Origin of the sequence: Chromobacterium sp. (assembly GCF_041912965.1) — a bacterium.
GTDB lineage: Bacteria > Pseudomonadota > Gammaproteobacteria > Burkholderiales > Chromobacteriaceae > Chromobacterium > Chromobacterium aquaticum.
On the sequence record NZ_JAYSGF010000003.1, the window covers coordinates 37,964 to 59,728 of the forward strand.

11 protein-coding genes are annotated in these 21,765 nt (G+C 66.7%); 6 read left to right on the forward strand and 5 right to left on the reverse strand.

What is annotated here, in order from left to right:
* The first annotated feature begins 150 nt into the window (after nt 1–150).
* Nucleotides 151–1,410 carry a DEAD/DEAH box helicase gene (locus tag ACE3QM_RS02250; protein ID WP_374419907.1) on the forward strand — a complete coding sequence of 420 codons (1,260 nt, stop codon included), beginning with the start codon at nt 151–153 and terminating at the stop codon, nt 1,408–1,410.
* Nucleotides 1,411–1,567: 157 nt separating this feature from the next.
* Here ACE3QM_RS02250 and ACE3QM_RS02255 read toward each other — a convergent pair whose 3' ends face one another.
* Complete coding sequence (locus tag ACE3QM_RS02255; protein ID WP_374419909.1) at nt 1,568–2,515, reverse strand: alpha/beta hydrolase; 948 nt, start codon at nt 2,513–2,515, stop codon at nt 1,568–1,570.
* Between the two features lie 193 nt (nt 2,516–2,708).
* Here ACE3QM_RS02255 and ACE3QM_RS02260 point away from each other — a divergent pair, with 193 nt between their 5' ends.
* Complete coding sequence (locus ACE3QM_RS02260; protein ID WP_374419911.1) at nt 2,709–3,632, forward strand: LysR family transcriptional regulator; 924 nt, start codon at nt 2,709–2,711, stop codon at nt 3,630–3,632.
* 75 nt (nt 3,633–3,707) lie between these two features.
* On the opposite strand, the gene ACE3QM_RS02265 is transcribed toward ACE3QM_RS02260, so the two are convergent.
* Nucleotides 3,708–4,487, reverse strand: coding sequence for an HAD-IIA family hydrolase (locus tag ACE3QM_RS02265; RefSeq protein ID WP_231462754.1), 780 nt, complete (start codon nt 4,485–4,487; stop codon nt 3,708–3,710).
* A 353-nt stretch (nt 4,488–4,840) separates the two neighbouring features.
* Between ACE3QM_RS02265 and ACE3QM_RS02270 the strand changes: the two genes are divergently transcribed.
* From ACE3QM_RS02270 to ACE3QM_RS02285, 4 genes are all read left to right on the forward strand, one after another.
* The gene (locus tag ACE3QM_RS02270; protein WP_048410907.1) at nt 4,841–5,266 is read left to right on the forward strand and encodes a hypothetical protein; all 426 of its coding nucleotides are present in this window, start codon (nt 4,841–4,843) and stop codon (nt 5,264–5,266) included.
* A 152-nt stretch (nt 5,267–5,418) separates the two neighbouring features.
* Complete coding sequence (locus ACE3QM_RS02275; RefSeq protein WP_374419914.1) at nt 5,419–6,159, forward strand: acetoacetate decarboxylase; 741 nt, start codon at nt 5,419–5,421, stop codon at nt 6,157–6,159.
* A 94-nt stretch (nt 6,160–6,253) separates the two neighbouring features.
* The gene (locus ACE3QM_RS02280) at nt 6,254–7,036 is read left to right on the forward strand and encodes a 3-hydroxybutyrate dehydrogenase (protein WP_048410905.1); all 783 of its coding nucleotides are present in this window, start codon (nt 6,254–6,256) and stop codon (nt 7,034–7,036) included.
* Entirely contained in the window at nt 7,033–8,220 is a 1,188-nt protein-coding gene (locus ACE3QM_RS02285) for a DUF3734 domain-containing protein (protein WP_374419916.1), read from the forward strand. Before ACE3QM_RS02280 ends, ACE3QM_RS02285 begins: the two co-directional genes overlap by 4 nt.
* Before the next feature lie 62 nt (nt 8,221–8,282).
* Here the strand turns inward: ACE3QM_RS02285 and yfcF are convergent, their stop codons facing one another.
* The 3 genes from yfcF to ACE3QM_RS02300 form a co-directional block, all read right to left on the reverse strand.
* Nucleotides 8,283–8,906 carry a glutathione transferase gene (gene yfcF / locus ACE3QM_RS02290; protein WP_374419918.1) on the reverse strand — a complete coding sequence of 208 codons (624 nt, stop codon included), beginning with the start codon at nt 8,904–8,906 and terminating at the stop codon, nt 8,283–8,285.
* A 108-nt stretch (nt 8,907–9,014) separates the two neighbouring features.
* The gene (gene cysM, locus ACE3QM_RS02295; protein ID WP_048410902.1) at nt 9,015–9,899 is read right to left on the reverse strand and encodes a cysteine synthase CysM; all 885 of its coding nucleotides are present in this window, start codon (nt 9,897–9,899) and stop codon (nt 9,015–9,017) included.
* A 166-nt stretch (nt 9,900–10,065) separates the two neighbouring features.
* Nucleotides 10,066–21,756 (reverse strand): LysM peptidoglycan-binding domain-containing protein, encoded by an 11,691-nt coding sequence (locus ACE3QM_RS02300; protein ID WP_374419921.1) that lies wholly within the window; start codon nt 21,754–21,756, stop codon nt 10,066–10,068.
* Between the last annotated feature and the right edge of the window lie 9 nt (nt 21,757–21,765).

Consider the following 21,765-nt stretch of genomic DNA (forward strand, 5'->3'; position numbering starts at 1 on the left):
TTTAACTTGATAGCGAGCCCAGATAGTACCCGCAAACGGAACTTCCCGCTGCGCAACACGCGTTGCGCCGCCGCCACGCCCCGCTTGACCGGGCGGCGGACAGCGCCGATACTCCTGCCGCTTCAAGCACCCTAGCCGTCAAGCCTCCCCATGTCCTTCACCTCACTGGGCCTGTCGCCCGCGCTGGCCCAGGCCGCCAGCGCTCAAGGCTATCTGGCCCCCACCGCCGTCCAGCTCGCCGCCGTCCCCGCCATCCTGCAAGGCCACGATGTGCTCGCCACCGCGCAAACCGGCTCCGGCAAAACCGCGGCTTACTGCCTGCCGCTGCTGCAGCAATGGCTGGCGGGCAGCCAGGCCGCGCCGCGCCAGACGCACACGCTGATCCTGCTTCCCACGCGGGAACTGGCGGCACAAGTGGGCGACACCCTGCGCCAACTGGCCCGGGACCTGCCGCGCCGGCCCAAGATCGCCGTGGTTTTCGGCGGCGTTTCCATCAATCCGCAAATGATGGCCCTGCGCGGCGGCGCCGACATCGTCGCAGCCACGCCCGGCCGGCTGCTGGACCTGCTGGCGCACAATGCGCTGCGGCTTTCCGCCGTCAAAACCCTGGTGCTGGACGAAGCCGACCGCCTGCTCGACCTCGGCTTCGCCGACGAATTGAACCGCGTGCTGGCCTTGTTGCCGCCCTACCGCCAGAACCTGCTGTTCTCCGCCACCTTCCCGCCCGCGGTGCGCGCGCTGGCGGAACAACTGCTGAATCAGCCGCAGCGCATCGACATCGCGCCAAGCGACGCCGCCGCGCCGGACATCCGCCAGCGCGTCATCGAAGTGGACGCGGCGCAACGCACCCTGCTGCTGCGCCATCTGCTGCACACCCATGGCTGGGAGCGCGTGCTGGTCTTCGTGGCCAGCCGGCATAGCGCCGACCGGGTGGCCGGCAAACTGCAGGCCGCCGGCATCCGCGCCGCCGCGCTGCATGGGGATTGCAGCCAGGGACAGCGCGGCCAGGTGCTGGCCGATCTCAAGTCCGGCCGTCTGCAAGTCCTGGTGGCCACCGACGTGGCCGCGCGCGGCATCGACATTGCCCGCCTGCCGGCCGTGGTCAACTACGACCTGCCGCGCTCGCCGGTGGATTACACCCACCGCATCGGCCGCACCGGCCGCGCCGGCGCCAGCGGCGAGGCCATCAGCTTCGTCAGCGCCGATTGCGCCGCGCATTTCCAATTGATAGAAAAACGCCAGCGCTTGCGGCTACCGCGCGAGCGCATCGCCGGTTTCGAACCCAAGGCCGCCGCGCCGGAAACGGCCGTGCCGGCAAACGACGGCAATGGCGGCATCAAGGGCAAACGCAAGAGCAAGAAGGACAAGCTGCGGGAAGCGGCGGCACGGGAACAGGCCGAACGGTCTTAAACCTGCTCAACATCGCGCCGACGCGCAGCAGGCCTTGAACAGGCTCTTAGCCGCGCCCGGCGCCGACCGGCGCCATGGGCGTGGCCGCGTCGAGCGGCATTGCCGCCGCATGGAACGGGCCTGGCCGCCCGGCCGGCGCCGGGAAGCCATGCCGGCTTCAGGCCTGGCCCTCGGGCAGATGTTCATGGAAGAACGGCGCCAGCCGCGCCAAGGCCTGCGCCACCGGTTCCGGCTGATCGTATAGATCGTAGTGCGAGCAGCCCTCGACCAACACCATCTGCTTGACCGGCGACGCCGCGCGGCCATAGATGTCCCAGCCGTCGCGATACGCGCCGAAGCCGCCCGGCTTGTCGCCCATCACCACCATCAGCGGCTGCGTCAACAAGCGCTCGGCCTGCTGGAAGGCATCCCAGGCCATCGCCGCGCCATTGAAGGACAGCAGGCCGCTGCCGGCGCCGTTGGGCTGCTGGCCGCGCGGCGTCTTGTAATAGTCGGTGGCCTCCAGCACATCGATGTCGGTGATGCCGGCCTGGCGGGCCTCCGCCACCGAGGCGGGCAGATAGGAGATCAGATGGCGCGCCGCGCCCTGCGCTTCCGCCGCGCGTTGGCCGGCCATCGCCTCCAGCGCGCCGACCGGATCGAACTGGCTGAAGCCCTCCCGCATCAGCCGGCCGAAATTCACCCCGGTGATGGCAGCCAGCGCCTTGATGCGGTAATCCGTCATCGCCGCGTGCACCGCATAACCGCCGCCGCCGCAGATGCCGATCGCGCCGATGCGGCCGGCGTCCACATAGGGCAGCGACTGCAGGTAATCGATGGCGAAGCGGATATCGGACACCCGCAGCGCCGGGTCCTCGATGAAACGCGGCTCGCCGCCACTGGCGCCCTGGAAGCTGGCGTCGAAAGCCAGCACCACGAAGCCCTCGGCCGCCAGTCCGCGGGCATAGACCTTGCCCGATGTCTGCTCCTTGCAACTGCCGATGGGATGAGTGCTGACCAGCGCCGGATAACGCCGCGCCGGATCGAAACCGGGCGGCAGATACAGATCGGCGGCGGAATCCCAGCCCAGGTTGCGGTAAGTCACCGCCTTGATGCTTATGCTCATGTCCAATGCTCGCTATGAAAAAACCTGAAAATGAAAAATGCGGGCCGCGGCTCAGCTCAGCGTCGCTTGGAAGCACGGCGGCGGCAAAGACGGCTACGCTTTGTCAGTGCATGGTAGGCAGTTGATTAGCATTGAACAAGAACACAAAACGGACTACAGTGCTAAGCCCAAGTTTACAATTTAAGGCCAGAGCATGGACCCCTCGCTGCTGCCTTCGCTAGCCTGGTTCTGCCGCGTGGCCGAGCATCGCAGCTTCACCCGCGCCGCCGCGGAAATGGGCGTTTCCCGCGCCGCGCTGTCGCAAAATCTGAAAAACCTGGAGCGGCGGCTGAACGTGAAGCTGCTCTATCGCACCACCCGCGACATGTCGCTGACCGAGGAAGGCCAGCGCCTGTTCGCCGTGCTGCAAGACGCGCTGCAATCGATAAACGGCGCGGTGCGCACCGTGGGCGAAGCCAAGGCCGAGCCCAGCGGGCTGCTGCGGGTCAACACCTCGCGCTTTGCCGCCAAGGTGCTGGTGGAGCCGCACCTGCCGGAACTGCTGGCGCGCCACCCCAAGCTGCAACTGGAACTGGTGATGAACGACGGCTTCGCCAACATCATCGCCGAGGGCTGCGACGCCGGCATCCGCCTGGGCCAAAGCCTGGCCGAGCACATGACCGCGGTGCCCATCACCCCGCCGCTGGAAATGGCGGTGGTTGCCACGCCGGACTACTTCGCGCGCCACGGCCTGCCGCAGAGCCCGGCGGAACTGACGCGCCACAACTGTCTGCGCTACCGCCACACCAGCAGCGGCGCCGTCTATCAATGGGAATTCTCGCCGCCGGACACCGAGGGCGGCGACTTCGTCGTCGAACCCATCGGCAATTACACCACCAATGACGACGACAGCATGATGCGCGCCGCGCTGCAGGGCATAGGCCTGATGCAGCACATCGAAATCGCCGTGCGCGCACAGCTGCAAAGCGGCGCGCTCCAACGCGTGCTGCGCCCATGGTGCAAGCCCTTCGCCGGCTTCTATCTCTATCTGCCCTCGCGCGAGCAGATGCCGGCCAAGGTCCGCGCCTTCATGGACTTCATGGTGGAGAAAAGGGAAGGCTGGCGCCAGACGCCGTGACGGCCGGAAACGAACAGGGCCGCCCCACTGGGGACGGCCCTGTCTTCATTGGCAAGCGGCTTGGCCGGCAAGGCCCTACAAGGCTTGCGGATCGATCTCCGCCACGCTCTCGAACACATAATCCGGCTGATAGGGAAACTGCTCCATGGACTCGCGCGACGACACCCCGGACAACACCAGCGCGGTGCCCATGCCGGCCTCGATGCCGCCGACGATGTCGGTGTCCATGCGGTCGCCTATCATCACCGCCTCCTCCGGATGCACGCCCAGCTTGCGGGTGGCCAGCATCATCATCAGCGAGTTAGGCTTGCCCACGATATAGGGCTTCTTGCCGGTGGCGGCCTCGATGGCGGCCAGCAGCGTGCCGGCGGCCGGCTCGTAACCGCCGCCCTCGATCGGATCTATCATGTCCGGATTGGTGCCGATGAACTTGGCGCCCTGGTCGATGAAGCGCACCGCCTTCTTGATCTGCTCAAAGCTGAAGGTTTGCGACTTGGCCACCACCACGTAATCGGGGTGGGATTCGGAAATGGAAAAACCGACGTTGTACAACTCGTTGATCAGGCCGGCGCCGCCCACCACATAGGCGGTGGGCATCGCCTTGCGCGTCTGGCTGCGCAAAAACATCGCCGTCGCCATCGCGCTGGTGATGAAGTTGTCTTCCGTCACGCCGCTGATGCCCAGGCTCTCCAGCTTCAAGCGCAAATCCAGCGGCGTCTGCTCCGCGTTATTGGTCAGGAACAGGAAGGGCGTGCCCTCCTGCGTCAGGCGGTTGACGAAATCGCGCGCGCCCGGAATCAGTTGCTTGCCCCGATAGATCACTCCATCCATGTCGGAAATGATGCTTTTGCTCATACGGTATATCCAAAACACAAGTGCCGACTCCGCCGGCACGGTGGCGGGCCGCGGCTCATCCGCCGCAACCGTGACAGCATAGCACGGCGCGCCGCCGCTTTGCCGGCCGCGCCTTGACACCCGCCAGCCCCGCCATTACAGTCCCGGGCTGGTGCTCGCAACACCAAATAGCAAGCAGTCCCCCGCGCATCCTGAGAAGCGCGGACTCGTCACGCCCAGCGTTTCCCAATGGGCGAGAGTCCCGCTACCGTGAGGTGCGGGGCACGGCTTGCTACGTGTTGCGAACCTCTCGCCCACTCCCGCGTCTTCGCAAGCGCGGAGGTGGCCATAATCAGCTTCAGCAAGGAGCCGTTATGTCCCAATCTCTGTCCTCCCGATACTCCGCCCTGCCCCCGCTCACCGTATTGCCCTTTGTCCGCCGGCTGCCGCAGCGCGCGCGCATCCACTGCTGGCAAGTGCCGCCGATCCAGGATTACGGCGAAGCCTGCGAAATGGGCCGCGAATACGCCGCCCATCTGCTGCGCCTGCTGCACGGCTGCCCGCAACACGCCGGCAACGGCCTGCTAGGGCTGATCGCGTCCGACATCGACTACGCCGACGCCAGCGCCGCCAAGGGCTTTTGGGTGGGGTTCTTCGACTGCCTGGAACAGGCGATGCTGCTCGCCAGCGATCTTGTCGATGGCTTCGTGCTGGCGGCCATGCTCAACGCGCGCCGCCCGGCCGCCAAACCGCCGCGACGTCGCGGCTCGCGCCGCCGCTCCGCTCCAAGTGACAGTTGACACGGAACCAAGCCACCGGTAACGAACTCTTTCCCTGTACCATCAAAGCCAGATGCACTCATGCCCGCCCCTGCTGACGGCGGGCTCCTTCAGCAGCACGGTCGCGCCCATCCCGGGCGCGACCCATTGCCATCCAGGGAGCGTAAGCACGTATGAACATCGACGCCATCCGCGAGCAGGCCTTCGCCATGCCGCTGACCAATCCCGCCTTCCCCCGCGGCCCCTACCGCTTCACCAACCGCGAGTTCTTCATCATCACTTACCGCACCGACCCGGCCAAGCTGCGCGAGGTGGTGCCCGAGCCATTGCAACCGGCCTCGGACCTGGTGAACTTCGAATTCATCCGCATGCCGGATTCCACCGGCTTTGGCGACTACACCGAAAGCGGCCAGGTGATTCCGGTGCTGCTGGGCGGCGTGGCCGGCAACTACACCCATGCGATGTATCTGAACGACCATCCGCCCATCGCCGGCGGCCGCGAGCTGTGGGGCTTTCCCAAGAAACTGGCCTGCCCGCGCCTGCAAGTGCATACCGATACCCTGGTGGGCGAGCTGGACTACGGCCCGGTGCGGGTGGCCACCGCCACCATGGGCTATAAGCACCATGCTCAGGATGCCAGCGCGCAACAGCGCTCCATGATCAACACCCCCAACTTCCTGCTGAAGATCATTCCGCACGTGGACGGCAGCGCCCGCATCTGCGAACTGGTGCGTTTCTACCTGAAGGACGTGACCGTGCACGGCGTCTGGAGCGGCCCGGCCGCGCTGGCGCTGTTTCCGCACGCGCTGGCCCCGGTGGCGGAGCTGCCGGTGCTGGAAGTGGTGGAAGCGCGCCACATCATCGCCGACCTGACCCTGGGCCTGGGCGAAGTGGAATTCGATTACCTGAATTGAAGCGGTTTACGATACGCGGCGCGGCTCGCGGGATCGTAAACCGGCTCTACGCCGCTCGGCGGCACGTCCCCACTCGACAACGAAGGAGAGCAGCATGCAATTGAACGGCAAAGTGGCCTTGATCACCGGCGCGGCCAGCGGCATAGGCAAGGCCATCGCGGAAACCTACGCCCGGGCCGGCGCGGCGGTGGCCATCGCCGACATCAACCTGGCGGCGGCGCAGGCGACGGCGGCGGAAATCCAGGCCGCCGGCGGCAAGGCGGTGGGCGTGGCGATGGACGTGACCAATGAGGAATCCGTCAACGCCGGCACCCAGGCGGCGGTGGATGCGCTGGGCGCGCTGGACATCCTGATTTCCAATGCCGGCATCCAGATCGTCAACCCGCTGGTGGATTACAAGTTCTCCGACTGGAAGAAAATGCAGGCCATCCACGTCGACGGCGCCTTTCTCACCACCAAGGCGGCGCTGCCGCATATGTACAAGGACAAGCGCGGCGGCACGGTGATCTATATGGGATCGGTGCATTCCCACGAAGCGTCCAAGCTCAAGTCCGCCTATGTCACCGCCAAGCACGCGCTGCTGGGCCTGTGCCGGGTGCTGGCCAAGGAAGGCGCGGAATACAATGTGCGCGCCCATGTGATTTGCCCCGGCTTCGTGCGCACGCCGCTGGTGGAAAAGCAGATTCCGGAGCAGGCCAAGGAGCTGGGCATCAGCGAGGAGGACGTGGTCAAGCACGTGATGCTGGGCAATACCGTGGACGGCGTGTTCACCACGGTGGAAGACGTGGCCCAGACCGCGCTGTTCCTGGCCGCCTTCCCCAGCGCGGCGCTGACCGGCCAATCCGTCATCGTCAGCCACGGCTGGTATATGCAATGACGACGCGGCACAACCCGGCCTGCCCGCACGCCGACGGCCTGTACCAGAGCCGCAGCCTGCCGCCCGATCATCGCTACCAGGTGCTGGCGCTGGTGCTGCAGGGCGGCGGCGCGCTGGGCTCCTACCAGCCCGGCGTCTACCAGGGCCTGGCCGAGGCCGATCTGCACCCCAACTGGGTGGCCGGCATTTCCATAGGCGCGCTCAACGCGGCCATCATCGCCGGCAATCCGCCGGAACGGCGGGTGGAGCAGTTGCGCGCGTTCTGGGAAACCATCTGCCGTCCGCCGATGCTGCCGCCCAGCCCGTTCAGCCATCTGGACAACCGTTCCTGGCCAACGGAGCTGAACGAGCTGGCGTCGGACTGGGAGGCGTGGCGGGCAATGACCGAGGGCCAGAACGGCTTCTACCAACCGCGGCCCTGGTGGCCCGCATCCGTGCACTTGCCGACCAATTGCAGCGTCTACGACACCACGCCCTTGAAGAGCACGCTGGAGCGGTTCGCGGATTTCGACCGCATCAACGACAGCAATCAGATGCGGGTGTCGGTGGGCGCGGTCAATCTGCACAACGGCAACTTCGTCTATTTCGACAATACCCATCAACGGCTGCGGCCCGAGCATTTCATGGCTTCCGGCGCGCTGCCGCCCGGCTTCCCGGCGGTGGAGATAGACGGCGAGTACTACTGGGACGGCGGCCTGGTGTCCAACACCCCCTTGCAGCAGGTGCTGGCCACCGAGCCGCGCAAGAACTCGCTGATCTTTCAGGTTGACCTATGGAGCGCCAAGGGTGAGCCGCCCACGGACATGAAGGCGATCACGATGCGGCAGAAGGATATCCAGTACTCCAGCCGCACCCGCCAGATCACCGACATGATGAAACGGGAGCAGAACTACCGCGGCCTGCTGCGGCAATTGATGGAGTTGATCCCGGAGGCGCAGCGCGAGCACCCGGCCTATCTGCGCGCGCGGGAACTGGCCTGCGGCCGGCTATTGAAGGTGATACACCTGATCTACCAGGACAAGGAGTACGAAAACCACCACAAGGACTATCAATTCGGCGCTCAGACCATGCGCATGCACTGGGCCAGCGGCTATCAGGACATGTGCCGCACGCTGCGCCATCCGGACTGGCTGGCGATGCCATCGCCGGACCGTCCCTTCGTCGCTCACGACATCCACCGCTGAGGCCGAGGCGGGGCCTGGCCCCGCCCCTGCTCAACGAGCTTCCCTGGCGAGGCCTTGGCCGGTCACGCCGACGCCGCCCGCCGTCCCAGCTCCAGCCAGTCCTGCACCGCCGGCCGCCGCCATTGGCGCTCGGCGTAGGCGGCCAAGCGCGGCGGCAGCACATCGTCGTATTGCAGCCGTTTCAGCATCAAGGCGAGATCGGTGTCGGCCAGACACCAGGCGCCGAACAAGTCGCCGCCATCGGCCGGCAGCAGTTGCTCGACCGCGTCGATCAGCTTGCCGGCCGCCTGGCGCGCTTCCGGCGCCAGCGTGCCCGTCGCCGGGCGCAGGAACACCACTTCGGTGTTGCGGTCTTCGCGCAGCGCCATCAGGTCGCTGCGCAGCCACGCTTGCAGCTGGCGCGCGCGGGCGCGCTGGCGCAGCTCTTGCGGATACAGGCGCGCGCGTTCGGGATAAGCGTCTTCCAGGTATTCGGCAATGGCCGAGGATTCGCTGAGACGGAACTCGCCGTCTTCCAGCATGGGCACGCGGGCGGTCAGCGACTGGCGACGGTAGTCGGCGGCCAGATTGGCCTGCGCTTCCAGGCGGACGGTCGAAAGCTCGAAAGTCAGCCCCTTTTCTTTCAGGGCGACGAAGGCGGACAGCGCATAAGGGCTGAGGAAGCGGGAATCGACGTGCAGCAGCATGGGAGCCTCCGTGACTGGGATAGTGGACTCCAGATGCTAACTGCATGATGCGCCGCACGCCAGCGCCAAAACGCGAACGCTGCGTTCCGGCGCATCATCGACAGATGCTCAGCCGAACAGGCCGGTGGACAGGTAACGATCGCCGCGGTCGCAGACGATGGACACGATGACCGCGTTTTCCAGCTGGCGCGACAGGCGCAGCGCCACCGCCAGCGCGCCGCCGGACGAAGGCCCGGCCAGGATGCCCTCCTCGCGCGCCAGTTGCCGCGCCATGTCCTCCGCTTCCTGCTGGCTGACATGCTGCAAATCGTCCAGCTGCGAGAAATCGCAGATCTTGGGCACGTAGGGATCTTCCCATTTGCGGATGCCGGCGATCTGGCTGCCCGGCTCCGGATGCACGCCCACGATCTGGATCGCCGGGTTTTGCTGCTTCAGATAGCGGCTGGTGCCCATGATGGTGCCGGTGGTGCCCATGCTGGACACAAAGTGGGTGATGCCGCCCGCGGTGTCCTGCCAGATTTCCGGCCCGGTGCTTTCATAATGGGCCAGCGGATTGTCCGGATTGGAGAATTGATCGAGGATGCGGCCCTGGCCGGCGGCTTCCATATTGCGCGCCAGGTCGATGGAACCGGGCATGGAGGCTTCCTTGGGCGTCAGGATCACTTCCGCGCCATAGGCGCGCATCGCCTGCACTCGTTCGGCGCTGGAGTTCTCCGGCATGATCAGGATCATCTTGTAACCCATCATCGCCGCCGCCATCGCCAACGCGATGCCGGTGTTGCCGCTGGTGGGCTCGATCAGGGTGTCGCCCGGCCGGATCTCGCCGCGCTGTTCCGCGCGGCGGATCATGGACAGCGCCGGCCGGTCCTTGACCGAACCCGCCGGGTTATTGCCTTCCAGCTTGACCAGCACGGTGTTGCTGGTGACGCCGGGCAGGCGCTTGAGTCTGACCAGCGGGGTGTGGCCGACGAAATCTTCCAGATGCTTGTACACGACGCGTTCTCCAACGGGGAACGGCCATTATACCGATTGGCTATCAGCAAAGACGGAATCCTTATGTCTAAGCAAATAACCATTGCGCACCCCCGCCACCGCGAGCGCGCGCATCGATCCGGGAAGCTTCACGGTCTGCCGCTGGCGGCAGACCGTGAGGCGCGGCTCAAGCCAAGGGCGGCTCGATGTTCGCCAGCTCCAGGAACACATTGCGCAAGCGCAGCAAGGGTTGCGCCTGCTCGGTCAGATTGGAGCTGACGGTCAGATCGAACCACAAACCGCCGTCTTTCCGCTCCGGACCATGCGCGGCGAACCAATCCACGCACCCCTGGGCCTGCAAGGCGACGATGTCGGCCAGCGGCAGGCCGGCGCCCCCCTCCCGCAAGGCCGCCTTGGTCGGCGGCATCAGATAGACCGGCAGACGCACCTTGGTCAGCGCATTGTTCAGCCGGTATTCATAGTAGGCCGTCAGGCTGAGGATGGCGCTGTCGCTGCCGGCATGGCCGAACAAGGCCTGGTAGAACAGGCCAAGCTGGCATTCCAGCGAGCGGCTCACCGGTTGATCCGCGCCCTGGGCGTAGATGGCCGCCATATTCACCGGCTGGTCAGAATCCACGGTGGGCCGCAGCGGCGCGGACAGCGATACCGTCGGCGTCTGGTAGACGAAGGGCTCGGCCGTCGGCTTGCCGGGCACCAATTCCTCGTTGCGCCGCAGGAAGACCTGGGCATTGGCGTCCTGCCGCTCCAGAATGTCCAGGTCCGGCAACACCACCATGCGCGCGGCGATGCCCTTGCCCTCGGACGCGGGCAGATACATGCCGGTGTCGCGCTGGCGATAGGTGAAGGCGCGGCTCAGGCCTTCGCCCTCCTCCGGCTCGCACTCGTAACGCTCCGGCTCCACTTGCACGAAGGGCTGGCCGACGCGCTCGGGCAGCGCCTGTTCCAGCGTCAGCGTCACCCGCAGCGCGCTCACTTTGCCACCGCCGGGATTGACGCGCTCCACCGCGTCTTCCTCGATGACGAAGCGCACCGGCTCCGCCTGCGCCAATAGCCGGCTATTCGCTTGCAGCAGGCCGGAGCCGCCGGCGCTGTCCGCCAGCCACTCCACCATCGCGCCGGCGGACAGCAGCGCCGCCTCGGCGTTTTCTATCTGGGCCGGGTCCTTGCTGTCGATGTCCAGCGGCAGCAGGTAGCGGTTCAGATCCGCCACCACCTGCGGGAAGACCTGGGTCATTTCCGCCAGGTTGTCGAACAGATCGCGGCTGAGCGCCATCGCTTTCAGGCTGGCCTGGCCGCCCAGGTTGAAATCGATCTGGCCGTTGATCGCGTCCTGCTCGAAGTGGCGTTGCAAGGCATAACGCAGCCGGTAGTTCCAGCGGCTCAGCGCGGCCAAGGGATTGTAATCGCCGGGCCGGCTGCAAGCCGGATCGCCGACGGCCCATGCCCGCGCCGGCGCGACCGCGCTCTCGGGCGGCCGGCATGGGCAGGCGATATCGGCATTGGCCACCGCTTCCTGCAGGGTCAAGGCCGGGGTTTCCGGGAAGGCGCGCAGCACGATGGGCGTGCTGAACGCGCCCAGCGCCTGCCGCAGCGGCCAGCCCTCGCCGGCGGTATCGGCCACGAAACTGAGCCAGGACGACGGCTGATAACCGCGGATGCCGGCCAGCGCGCCGATCTGGTGTTCGATGTTCTGTCCTTCGAACACCAGGTCCAGGTCCACCTTCTTGGCCTCCAGTCCGGCGCTGGAGAGCAGGAAACTCAGCGCGCGGGTATTGCCGCCGCCGTCGCCGGCCAGTTTCAGCCCCAGCTTGGGCGCGGTCAGCGACAGATTGCCCTGCCCGCCGATCTTGTCTCCGCCCGGACGGCCCACGATATTGCCGTACAGCCGCGGCGTCAGTTCCGCGCCCGACGGCTGAATCTCCGCATTGACCTCGGCCTGGAACTGGATGCCGGCGCGCACCGCGTAGAATTCGCTGAGCGTGCCCAGCATGCGCTGGAAGAACGCTTCGCGGATCGCCGCCAATTCCTTGTCGTCCGCGGTTTCGTCACGGAACACCGGAATCATCGCGCTCTTCAGCGCCTGGGCCAGCGCTTCCTTGGCGTCCAGCAATCCCTGCATCGCATCGTTGCCGGTCAGGCTGCGCAGGATCTGCGCCGGCGCGACATAGGCCGGCGACAGCAATTGGTCGATGCGCGCCAGCGAGGATTGCAGCCATTGATCCAGATCCACGTCGGTGAAGGCGCGCGGCTGGGCCGGGTCCTGCAGGCTGATCACCTTGCCGGTGTGATAGGGAATGATGGCCGCGTTCTGCTTGGACGCCAGCTGATTGGACACCGGCCTGGGCGCGTACTGCTTGGGCTGCCCCGGATTGAGCACGCGGTAGGAAATGGCTTGCGTGGCATCGCGTCCCAGCTGCACCGCCCACAGCGTCATGCCGGAACCGCCGGCGAAGGCGTCGCGATCGGTGCCGGTGGCCACTTGATAGCGCGGCCCCTGCGGGGTGGACAGCGCTTGCTCGAAACTGGCGGCGAATTGCTTGAGATCGCGCTGCGCGCCGGCCGCGGCCTGGTCGCCTTGCAGCGGGCCGGTGGACGGCGACAGCAGCGTGCCGGCCTCGGCCACGCCGGACACCGCCGCCAGTTCGCCGCTGACCAGCTGCGGCCGGCGGCTCAGCGTCAGGCTGGCGTTCAGGCGGAAGATCTGCTCGTCGTTGATCTGGCCGGCGGGCAGCGGCACGCTCAGCTCCAGCAGCGGCTGGAAGCCGGCGGCGCGCTCGCGGTGGCTGCCGCTGCCGCTGGGCAGCAGGCTGTTGAGCCAGGCATAGATGTCCACCGCCCAATTGAGCAGCGCCGCCTGCTGCGTCGGTTCCAGCAAGGATGCCGCGTCGGGGCAGACGCTGCTGCTCAGTTCGATGGCGAGGCCGTTGGGGTCTTGCAACTGGTACAAGATCTTGGCGTAGATGGCGATCGCCTGTTCGATGCGCTGCCGCCCGCCGGCGTCCAGCGCCTTGGCCGCGTCCAGATAGGGTTGCTGATCAAAGGCCAGCGCCACCTTGAGCCCCGCCTTGCCGTCCGGCAGGGTGGCGAACTGGTAGTCATTGGCCAGCGACGGCCATTGGCCGACGCCCAGCACGCTGTCGGTGTAGCCGGTCAGCTGCGGCGGGAAGTTGTATGCCTTGGCCTTGGCCGGCGGCGCGTCCAGATCGCTGAGGATGCGGTTGCCGAACAAGTCCAGCCAGGCCAGCTCGATCTGCAGCAGGCCGCCCACGCCCAGATAAGGGCTGCCGCCCACCGCCGGCGAGGCCTGGCGCTGCATCGGCGGATGCAGATACAGGCTGGGATACGGCACGGTGCGCACATAGCGCCATGGCTGGTCCTGATTCGCCGCGCGCGGCGCGCGCACCTTGTCGGCCGGGCCATCGCCGTCGATATTGCCGGGGCCGGAAGCCACGCCGAAATTGCTCTCCTTGAAATCGTCGGTCTTGCTATTGCGGTAGCCGAGCAGATTGAACAGATTGGCCAGGTAGATCCAGCCCCAGTCGTCGCCATCGGCCCGGTCCGGCACCGGCGGCGCGGCCTTGCGTTCCAGCTCGATGCCGGCGACGCCAGCCTGGGTGGTCGCCGACACGTCGAACGGTCCCAATTCCACCTCGAACACCGTCTGGTCCGGGAACAGGCCGGGGACATGCGCATTGGCGGCGGCCAGGCTGGCCAGCGGCGCCTGGAAGTACGCCGCCGTGTCCGCCAGGCTGGAGAACTCCGCGCCATTGGCGTAACGCTGGCCCATGGTCACGCTGACCTCGGGCAGGCGCAGCGCGGTGTAGCTGGCCAGCGGCCCGCTCCAGCCAGCGCGATACGGGTTGGCCTGCTTGATGGCGTCCTCGGTGGTGAAGAAGTGCTCGGCGATGCGCGCCAGGTCTCCGCCCGGCGCCGCGCCGTCGGGCGCCACTTGATAGACGCCGCCGTGCACGCGCAGCGCGGCGCCGCCGCGCAGCGGCCGCTCGGCGTTGAGCCGGGCCAGGCTGTCGACGCGGCTGTAGTAGGCGGCGGCGACGCCGGACAGCGAGACGGCGGACAGCGGCGCGGTCTGTTCCCGCCGCAGCACCGCGGCCGCCACCAGGGCGGCGGCGCTGGCATCGAACGATTCATTGGTGGCCAGCACATTCATCCAGTCGCCCACCGCCTGCCCTTCGCCCTCGTCCACGGCGAACAGCGCCAGCACCGCCAGTTCGGCTTCGCCGCTGTCGTTGAACACATGGTCCGGCAGGCCGGACAGCGTGCCGCCGGCTTGCAAGCCCTGGCTGTAGCTGAGGAAGAAGCCGCCCTGACGGGTGATGCTGGCCTCCCACAACAGCCGCAGCAATTCGTCCGGCGCGCCGATCAGATTGGGGAAGCCGTTCTCGGCCAGCGCCAGCGCGCGCAGGCCGCTCTGGGCCGGCGGACGGGTCTCGGTGGACAGATTGACCTTGGCGATGCCGGCCAGGCTGGCGGCCGGATTTTCCATTTGCCAGCCGGCCACCTCGCTGCCGGTAGTCGCCGGCCGATACAAGACCAGCAACTGGCTCAGGCCGGCGCCCGGACCCCGCAGTTGATTCAGCAGGCGCTCCAGTAACACGATTTCCTTGTCCGGCGCGCCGATGATTTCATACAGCCGCTGGCTGCTGGGATTGCCCGCCAGCGGCTGGGTGCGGCGCACGCCGAAGGGGATCAGCATGCCGAAGCCGTAATTGAGCAAGGGCTGTTCGCTGACACTGCCGGTGGCGGCGTCGGTGCGCGCCAGCTGCGGCGCGAAACGCGGCAGCACGCCTTGTTCCAGCGGGGTATTGATCAGCGAGTCCGGCAGGCTCCACAAGCGCAGCTCGGCCACTTCCGGAGCATGGGCCTGGCGCGGCAGCGTCACCGGCGCCGCGCACTGCCACGGCTGGGAGCTGGACAGCGGGAAGCGCGAGGCCTGGGCCTCGGCGTCCAGCAGCGGCCGGATCGCCAGCGTGTCGGTGCGCAGCGGCTGGCCAGTGGCGGCGGCGCGCACTTTCACATAGCGCAGATAATCGTCCGCGCCCACTTCGAAACGGGCGCTGGCGCTGCCCGGCGCGCCCAGGCTGAGCCAGGTTTCGGCGCTGCCGCGGCTCAGGGTGAAGCTGAATTTCGCGCCTTGCGCCGGGTCTTGCAGCGCGGGCAGCGGGAAGGCCTGCCCGGTCAGCGCGAACAGGCCCAGCTGCGCCGGATAGTCATAGCCGCCCTGGCCGTTGGGCTTGACGAACAGGCCGGGCGATTTCGCCGTCAGCCCGGCGGTGGGCAGCCTCAACCCGTTGAGATAGTAACGCGAGGCCATCGCTCCCAGGTTCTGGAACGCCAGCGTGCGCAGCGCTTCGTCTATCAGTTCGCCCACCTGGAACTGCGCCAGTTCCGGGATGTTCAGATTGGGATCGCTGTCGTGGTCGAACAAGCCGGCGGCCGCGCCGTTGGCGACGGCCAGCAGGTCCAGGCTCACGCCCAGCCGCGCGGAGATGCCGGCCAGGGTGTCGCCGGCGGCCACCGGCTGCGGGAAGGCCGGCAGCGCCAGTATCGCCAGCGGCAGCAGCAGATCCGCGCGCCGCAGCACATCGCTGCCTTGCAATAGCGCGTCCAGCGACACGCCCAGCCCGGCGGCGATGCCGGCCAGCGAGTCGCCGTCCTGGGTCAGATAGACCTTGTCGCCCAGCGCGATGCGCTGATTGGCGGCGAGGATGCGCGCCTCGTCGGCGTTGGCCCGCGCCAGTTGCTCGCCGCCGAAGCCGCCGCCAAATAGCGACTGCGCGGCGATCTGATCGAAACTCAAGCCGCCCGGCGTCTGCCAGCGCATGCCGGCCACGGTCAGGGGCTGGGCGCGCGCCGCCAGCGGGTGCTCTTGGTTGGCGACGAACAGCTGGCCGGCGCTGAAGGCGTCGTCGCCGGACAGCTGGCCGGTGGCGTTGACCCAGGCGACGATCTCGGCCACCGTTTGCGCCGGCTGGATCACCAGCTTGAAATTGCCGAGGCCGTCGCGCAGCGCCTGCAAGGCCTGGCGCGCCAGCAGGCAGAAGTAATCGCCGAAGATATAGCTGGCGATGGACGCGCCGGTGCCGGACTGCATCCGCGCCGCGGCCGCCGCCGGCGCGCCGCCGCCTTCCACTTGCACCTGCAATTGCTGGAAGTACTGGCGCAGCAGCAGCAGGTAGTCGGTCTGGCTGCTGTTGTATTGGCCGAACACGTAATCGTAGCCCGGCGCGCCGGCGTAGCTCGGCACGTTCAGGCGCACGCCCGGCGGCGCCGGGAAAAACACGCCATGGGCGTTGGCCGCCGCGGCGGAGGCGAAGCAGATCGTCGCCTGCCGCGCCAGGAAGGCCTCCACCTGGTCGGCCGGAATCGGCAAGGGCTGGTCCGGGTTGGAGAAATACTGCAGCGCCTGATTCAGGAAGGTCGCGCTCACCACTTGCTGGTTGAGCTGATCCGGGCTCATCGCCCCGCTCATGCCGGCGGCCAATACCCATTGCAGCACCCGCACCGCCAAGTCTTCGAAACCGTCATCGCCGCCATTGGCGGCGACATTGGCGCGCAGCGCCTGGCCTCGACGCGCGCGCGCCAGCGCCGCATGCGCCAGTTGACCTGACTCGGACGCGCCGTTGCGGGCCGCCGCCAGCGCGCCGCCGGCCTTGACCGGTTCCGGCGTGGCGAGGAAGAAGGCCGCCACATAGCACGGCAGTTGTTCGGCCGCGGTCTTGGCCTGATCCCCGGCCACGGTCAGCACCGGCACGGTCCAGCCGGTCAGTTGCAGCAGCTGTCCCGCTTGCAGTTTGTCCCTGGCCGGCTGGTCGCCGGCCGCGTTGGCCGCCCGCCTCGCGCCGGCCGCGCCGCCCTGCCCCCGCGGGCGGCGCAGCCGGCGCGCTTCCAATTCCGCCGCCGCATGGCGCGGGAATGAACCGTCGGCCAGGGCCAGCGTCCGCATGCCGTTGCCAGGCAGGGTGCGGCCCCAGGGCGCATTGTTGCCGGCCGGGTTCTTCAGCACGAAGGTGGCTTGCACCGAGGCCGAGAACGACAGGCCTATGGTGATGGTGAACAAGCCCAGATTGATCTTGACGTCGACGCTGACTTCCACCGAGGCGTTGGCGCTGATCGGAATGTCCTGATAGGCGATATAGCTGAGCCGCACATAGATCTTGATGGCGATATTGACGTCGGCGCGGATGATGGCGAAGTCTATGCTGCCGTACAGGCGGCCCTGCACCCCGGCGGTGCCGATCAGCGAGAAGAAATAGCCATCCTGCAATTGATCGCGGCCCTGGCTGGGCGTGGCCTCGCGATAAGGCAGCCAGCGCGCCAGCACGCCCTCGATCACGCCGAATACGGTCAGGCTGAAACCGGCGCGCAGAATGCCCAGCTCTATCGATTTGCCCAGGCCGATCTGGGCGCCAAAGCCGAACACCAGCACCGGATTGAACCAGCCCCGCTCCGACACCGGCACCAGATTGGTGGTGGCGCTGCTGAGCTTGCCGAAATAGAAGCCAGCCGAGCCCAGCACCGGGATGCCCGGCGCCACGATCAGCTCTATGGTGAAGGAGCGGGCGAAGTCCTGCCGCCACGGGAAGCCGATGTCCACCTGGAAATCGCCGTTGGTGTACAGATTGATGCCGAATTCCGGCAAGGTGATCGTGGCCACCCCGATCTGGAATTTGCGCATCAGATTGGGCAAGGCGATATTGGCGGAATAGCAGCCCACGGTTTCCGATACCTGGCGGTAAAGGATCTGGAAATCCAGGCCGGCGAAAATCTTGGCCATCGGCCCGGCCAGCGCCACGCGCAGCGCGTAGAGCGTGGGGTCGTTGAACACCATGGACAGCTGCAGCAGGTATTCGTCGGCCTCTTCGTCGGCCGCGGCCGCCTCGCGCGCCGTGATCAACTGCTGGCTGCCCTTGGCCGCCGGCGCTTCCTTGTCTTTCTGGGTTTTCAACACGCCGAAGTCGAAGGCGATGAACCAGGAGTTGTTGGCGGCGAACACCGGCTGCCCCTTGCCGCCCACCGGCACCTCAGGCGGGTTGGGCACTTCCAGGCTGCGCAGTTTGGCGATCACGCCCTGCACCGAGGTTTCCTCCACCAGGCCCGGCACGGTGACATGCTGGCCCAGCGCCAGCAGGCGCAGGTCCAGGTATTTGTTGCCGCCGCCCGGAGGCGCCGGCGTGGTTTCCGGCTTGGACGGGTCCCAGCTGAGCGCGTCGCCGGACTGCCAGACGAAGCTGCCCTGCACCGAGATCTCCACCTTGGCGTCCTTGGACTGCGGATCGTATTTCAGCGCCACGCCCTTGAGCGTGAAGAAGCCGAAGTCCACCGGACCGATGCCGATATTGAAGCCCACCCGTTTCTTGCTGAAGTTGTACACCAGCTCGACATTGCTCAGGCTGAAGGAGTTGAGCACGTTCCAGGGCGCGGCCAGGCCGAATTCGGCGCCGGTGGCCCAGGAGACGAAGGTTTCCACCATTTCGCCTATGGACTTGTTGTCCAGCTTGAAGGTGGCGATGGTGTCGCCCTGTTTGTCGGTCGTGACGATGGCGAGCAGGGTCAGCCAGCGCAAGCTCAATTCCTGCTTGCCGGGAGCGAAGTTATAACTGACCCCCAGCTTGATGTTCCACAGGGTCAGGTCGGCGCCGATCTCGCCATAGGTGCCCGGCACTTGCTGCGGATCGTCCTCCTCCGCGTCCAGCAGCACCAGCCCCAGCCGCTCGGCGGCCTCCTTGCCCAGATAGCCCAGCTTCAGCCGGCCGGTCACGCTGATTTCGGGCAGGACCGGAATCGGCACCCAGGCGCTGGCGGTGGCGGCGCTGAATTCGAAGGAAGTGGCTTTCTGCTTGCCCCAATCCAGTTGCAGCGTCAGCTTGCTCACGTCTGGGAAGGACAGCACGGTGCGCCATTCCCGGCCCAGATACTGCTCCAGCAGTTCATTGATGCTGAAAACGGTGCCGTCCTGCTGCTGGATGGAAAACTTCCAATCGCCGGCGCCGGCGTAGCTCGCGCCTATGCCCACCACCAGCGGCTTGGCCATGTCCGGCAGCAAGGTGGTGTTGGCGGTGATATTGCCCTGGTTTTCCAGTTTGGCGCGGCTGACCGAGAAGCCGACGTTGTCGAGCTTGAACAGCGGCTTGCCGAAGAATTCGAAAGTCCAGGCCGGCAGGAAGGCCAGGTTCAGCGAGACTTGCAGATTATCGGTGGCCTGGGCGTAGTTGAACACGAAGCTGTCTATCACCGGCAGCGACGGCAGGCTCAGATCGACGCCGGGCAGGAACAGCGACAGCAGGTCTTCCATGCGGATCACGCCGGATTCCAGCGTGCCGCGGAACTGCCAGTCCGGGTACTGCACGCCCACCGCCACCACGCCGGCCTCGTCGCCGCTGCCGATGATGAAGTTGCCGTTGGCGCTGGCGCGCACCTGGCGCGTGTTGACCGGATCGACCAGCGCCACCTGGGCCTCGACGTCGCTCAAGGCCACTTTGCCCACCAGCGGCACCGGCTTGGCGCTGTTGGAGCGGATGATGAAGCCTAGCGCGGACGCGTCCTCCTCCTTGCTGAGGTAGTACAGGTCCAGCTGGCTGAGGCCGAGATCGGCCAGCACGTTCAGCGGCGGCGGCAGCATCGCCACCAGGTTGACCGCCGCCGCCATCTGGAAGGCGCGGTCTATGCCGGGATACGGCGCGTCGAACTTGACGGTGAGCAAGGCCTGTTCGCCGGCCGACGGCGCCAGCAATTGCAGTTCCGCGCCCAAGGGCTGATAACGGCCGCCCAGCGTGGCGGTGACCGGGATCTGGCCGTCGGAGCTGGACAGCCGCAGAAAGGGGCCGCTCATCTGTATCCACGGCACGCCGGGCAAGGACCAAGTGCCCTCGGCCGACAGTTCCAGATTCATCCGCAACTGCTGCTCCGGCGCGTCGAAGATCACCGCGATGCGATTGCTGATCTGCAGGCTGGCGAACACGCCGGTCATGCCCTCCAGCCGGATGGAGGCGATATCGTCCTCCTCGCCCTCGTGCTTGAACTGGGACACTTCCAGCCACAGGCTGGCGCTGAAGCCCTGCAGCAGCGCCAGCACCGCCTCGTTGATATTGCCGCCGGCCAAAATGCCCGGCACCAGGTCCAGCCGCTTGGGCGGCTGGATCTCGCCGTCCGCGCCCAGCTTCTCCTTGAGCTCCAGGTAAAGCGCGTTCAGCGGGTTCTCGGCCGGCTCGTCGCCGCCCTCCTCGCCGTCGGCGCGGCGCGCCCGCAGCGCGTTCGCGGCTTGCGACGCGTGCTCGGCCTGATAGACGTTCATCAGGTAGGCGACTGCGACATTGAGCTTGTCGGCGCTGGAAGTCGCGTAGAAGGCTTTCAGCTCTTTGAAATAGCGCGGAATCGGATCATCGGCGGCGGTCTGACCGCACAGGTCCCGGACGAAGGCGCCGAGCAGGCGGCAGGGGTTGCCGCTCTGATTGCCGGTGGGCCAGCTGTCCAGCGAGAAATTCAGCTGATTGGCCGCCGCCGCCAGCGCGTTGATCGGCGGCGCGGCGCTGAACAGGCCGCGGTTGACGGAGGGATACAAGGCCGGCTGCACCCCCGCGCCAATGCGCGGCAGCGCCAGGAACGGCCGCCCCATATTGATCGCCGCCATCAGGCTGTTGGCGCCCTCGAACAAGGACAGGGTATTGGTCTTGAACAGCGCATAGTAGAACAGGGGCTGCGGCACCGGCCCCAGCTGGATGAACAGCACCTGGTTCGGCTTGCCGACGATGGCGTTGACCGCGGTCTCCACCGCCGCGGTCGAGGTGGGATAGTTCAGCCAGCTGAAGCGTTGCAGCGAGTTCAACGACACCATGTAGCGACGGCGCGCCTCATGCACCTGCCGCGCCGCCTGCCGCCGGCTGGCGTTTTCCGGATTGGTGCCGGTCAGCACCACGACTTCCTCGCGGGTCATGTCGCCGCGCAGCAAGCCCGCCACCGCCTGCAGCGGCGCGGTGCTTTCACTGCTGCCGAAGCGGTTGAGATTCAGCACCACCACCGGCGCGGCATAAGTGTCGCCGCCATTGTCCTGATAATCGAGCAGGCCGCCGCACAAGATCGCCGCCGCCGCTTCCGGGTTGCTGTTCACCACGTTCTGAGCGCTGGGCATGATGGCGTAGGACACCACCAGCCGCACTTGCTTGAGCAGTTGATCGTCGGTCAGATAGCGCAGAATCGCCGCGCGCGCATTGCCGGCGTATTCCTCCCAGTCCGGCGCGGCGTAACTGGACTCCGGCACATAGGACACCCGGCGGCGGAAGCTGGGGTTGTTCAGCTCCGGCACGGTCAGTAGGTCGATGGCCTGGCGCCTGGCGCCGACGAAATCGATTTTTTCCGCGAAATTATAGTTATAGGGCTGCAATTGCAGGAAATACTCCGCATTCAACCCATTGGCATAATTGATCTTGCTCTCGTCCACCGCGCCGGTGAAGCCGAACAGCACCTTGTCGGCCGGCGGCGCCAGGTAGGCCTTCAGTTCCACCGTGGCCTGGTTCAGCGTGCCGCTGGGCTGGTGATCCAGCTCCGGCAGCAGCTCGTACAACTTGGCCAGCGTGTCCTCGCCACCCAGATAATAGACCTCGACCTTGCCGGCATAGGCGTAAGTCAGTCCCGCCGCGCTCAAGGGATCGGTCAGCCGCCGCAGCAGGTTGACCGTGGCGGACTGGTTGCCGAAACTGCCGCCGGAGCCCACCAGCAGGCGGATCGTGGCTTGCTGTCCCAGCAAGCTCCTGAATGCGGCGATCTGTTCCGCGTTGATGCGGACAGTGGTGTTGCGGCTGGCCGAGTTGGCGTTGTCGAACAGGGAGAAAGGCCACGTCATGATCGCGCC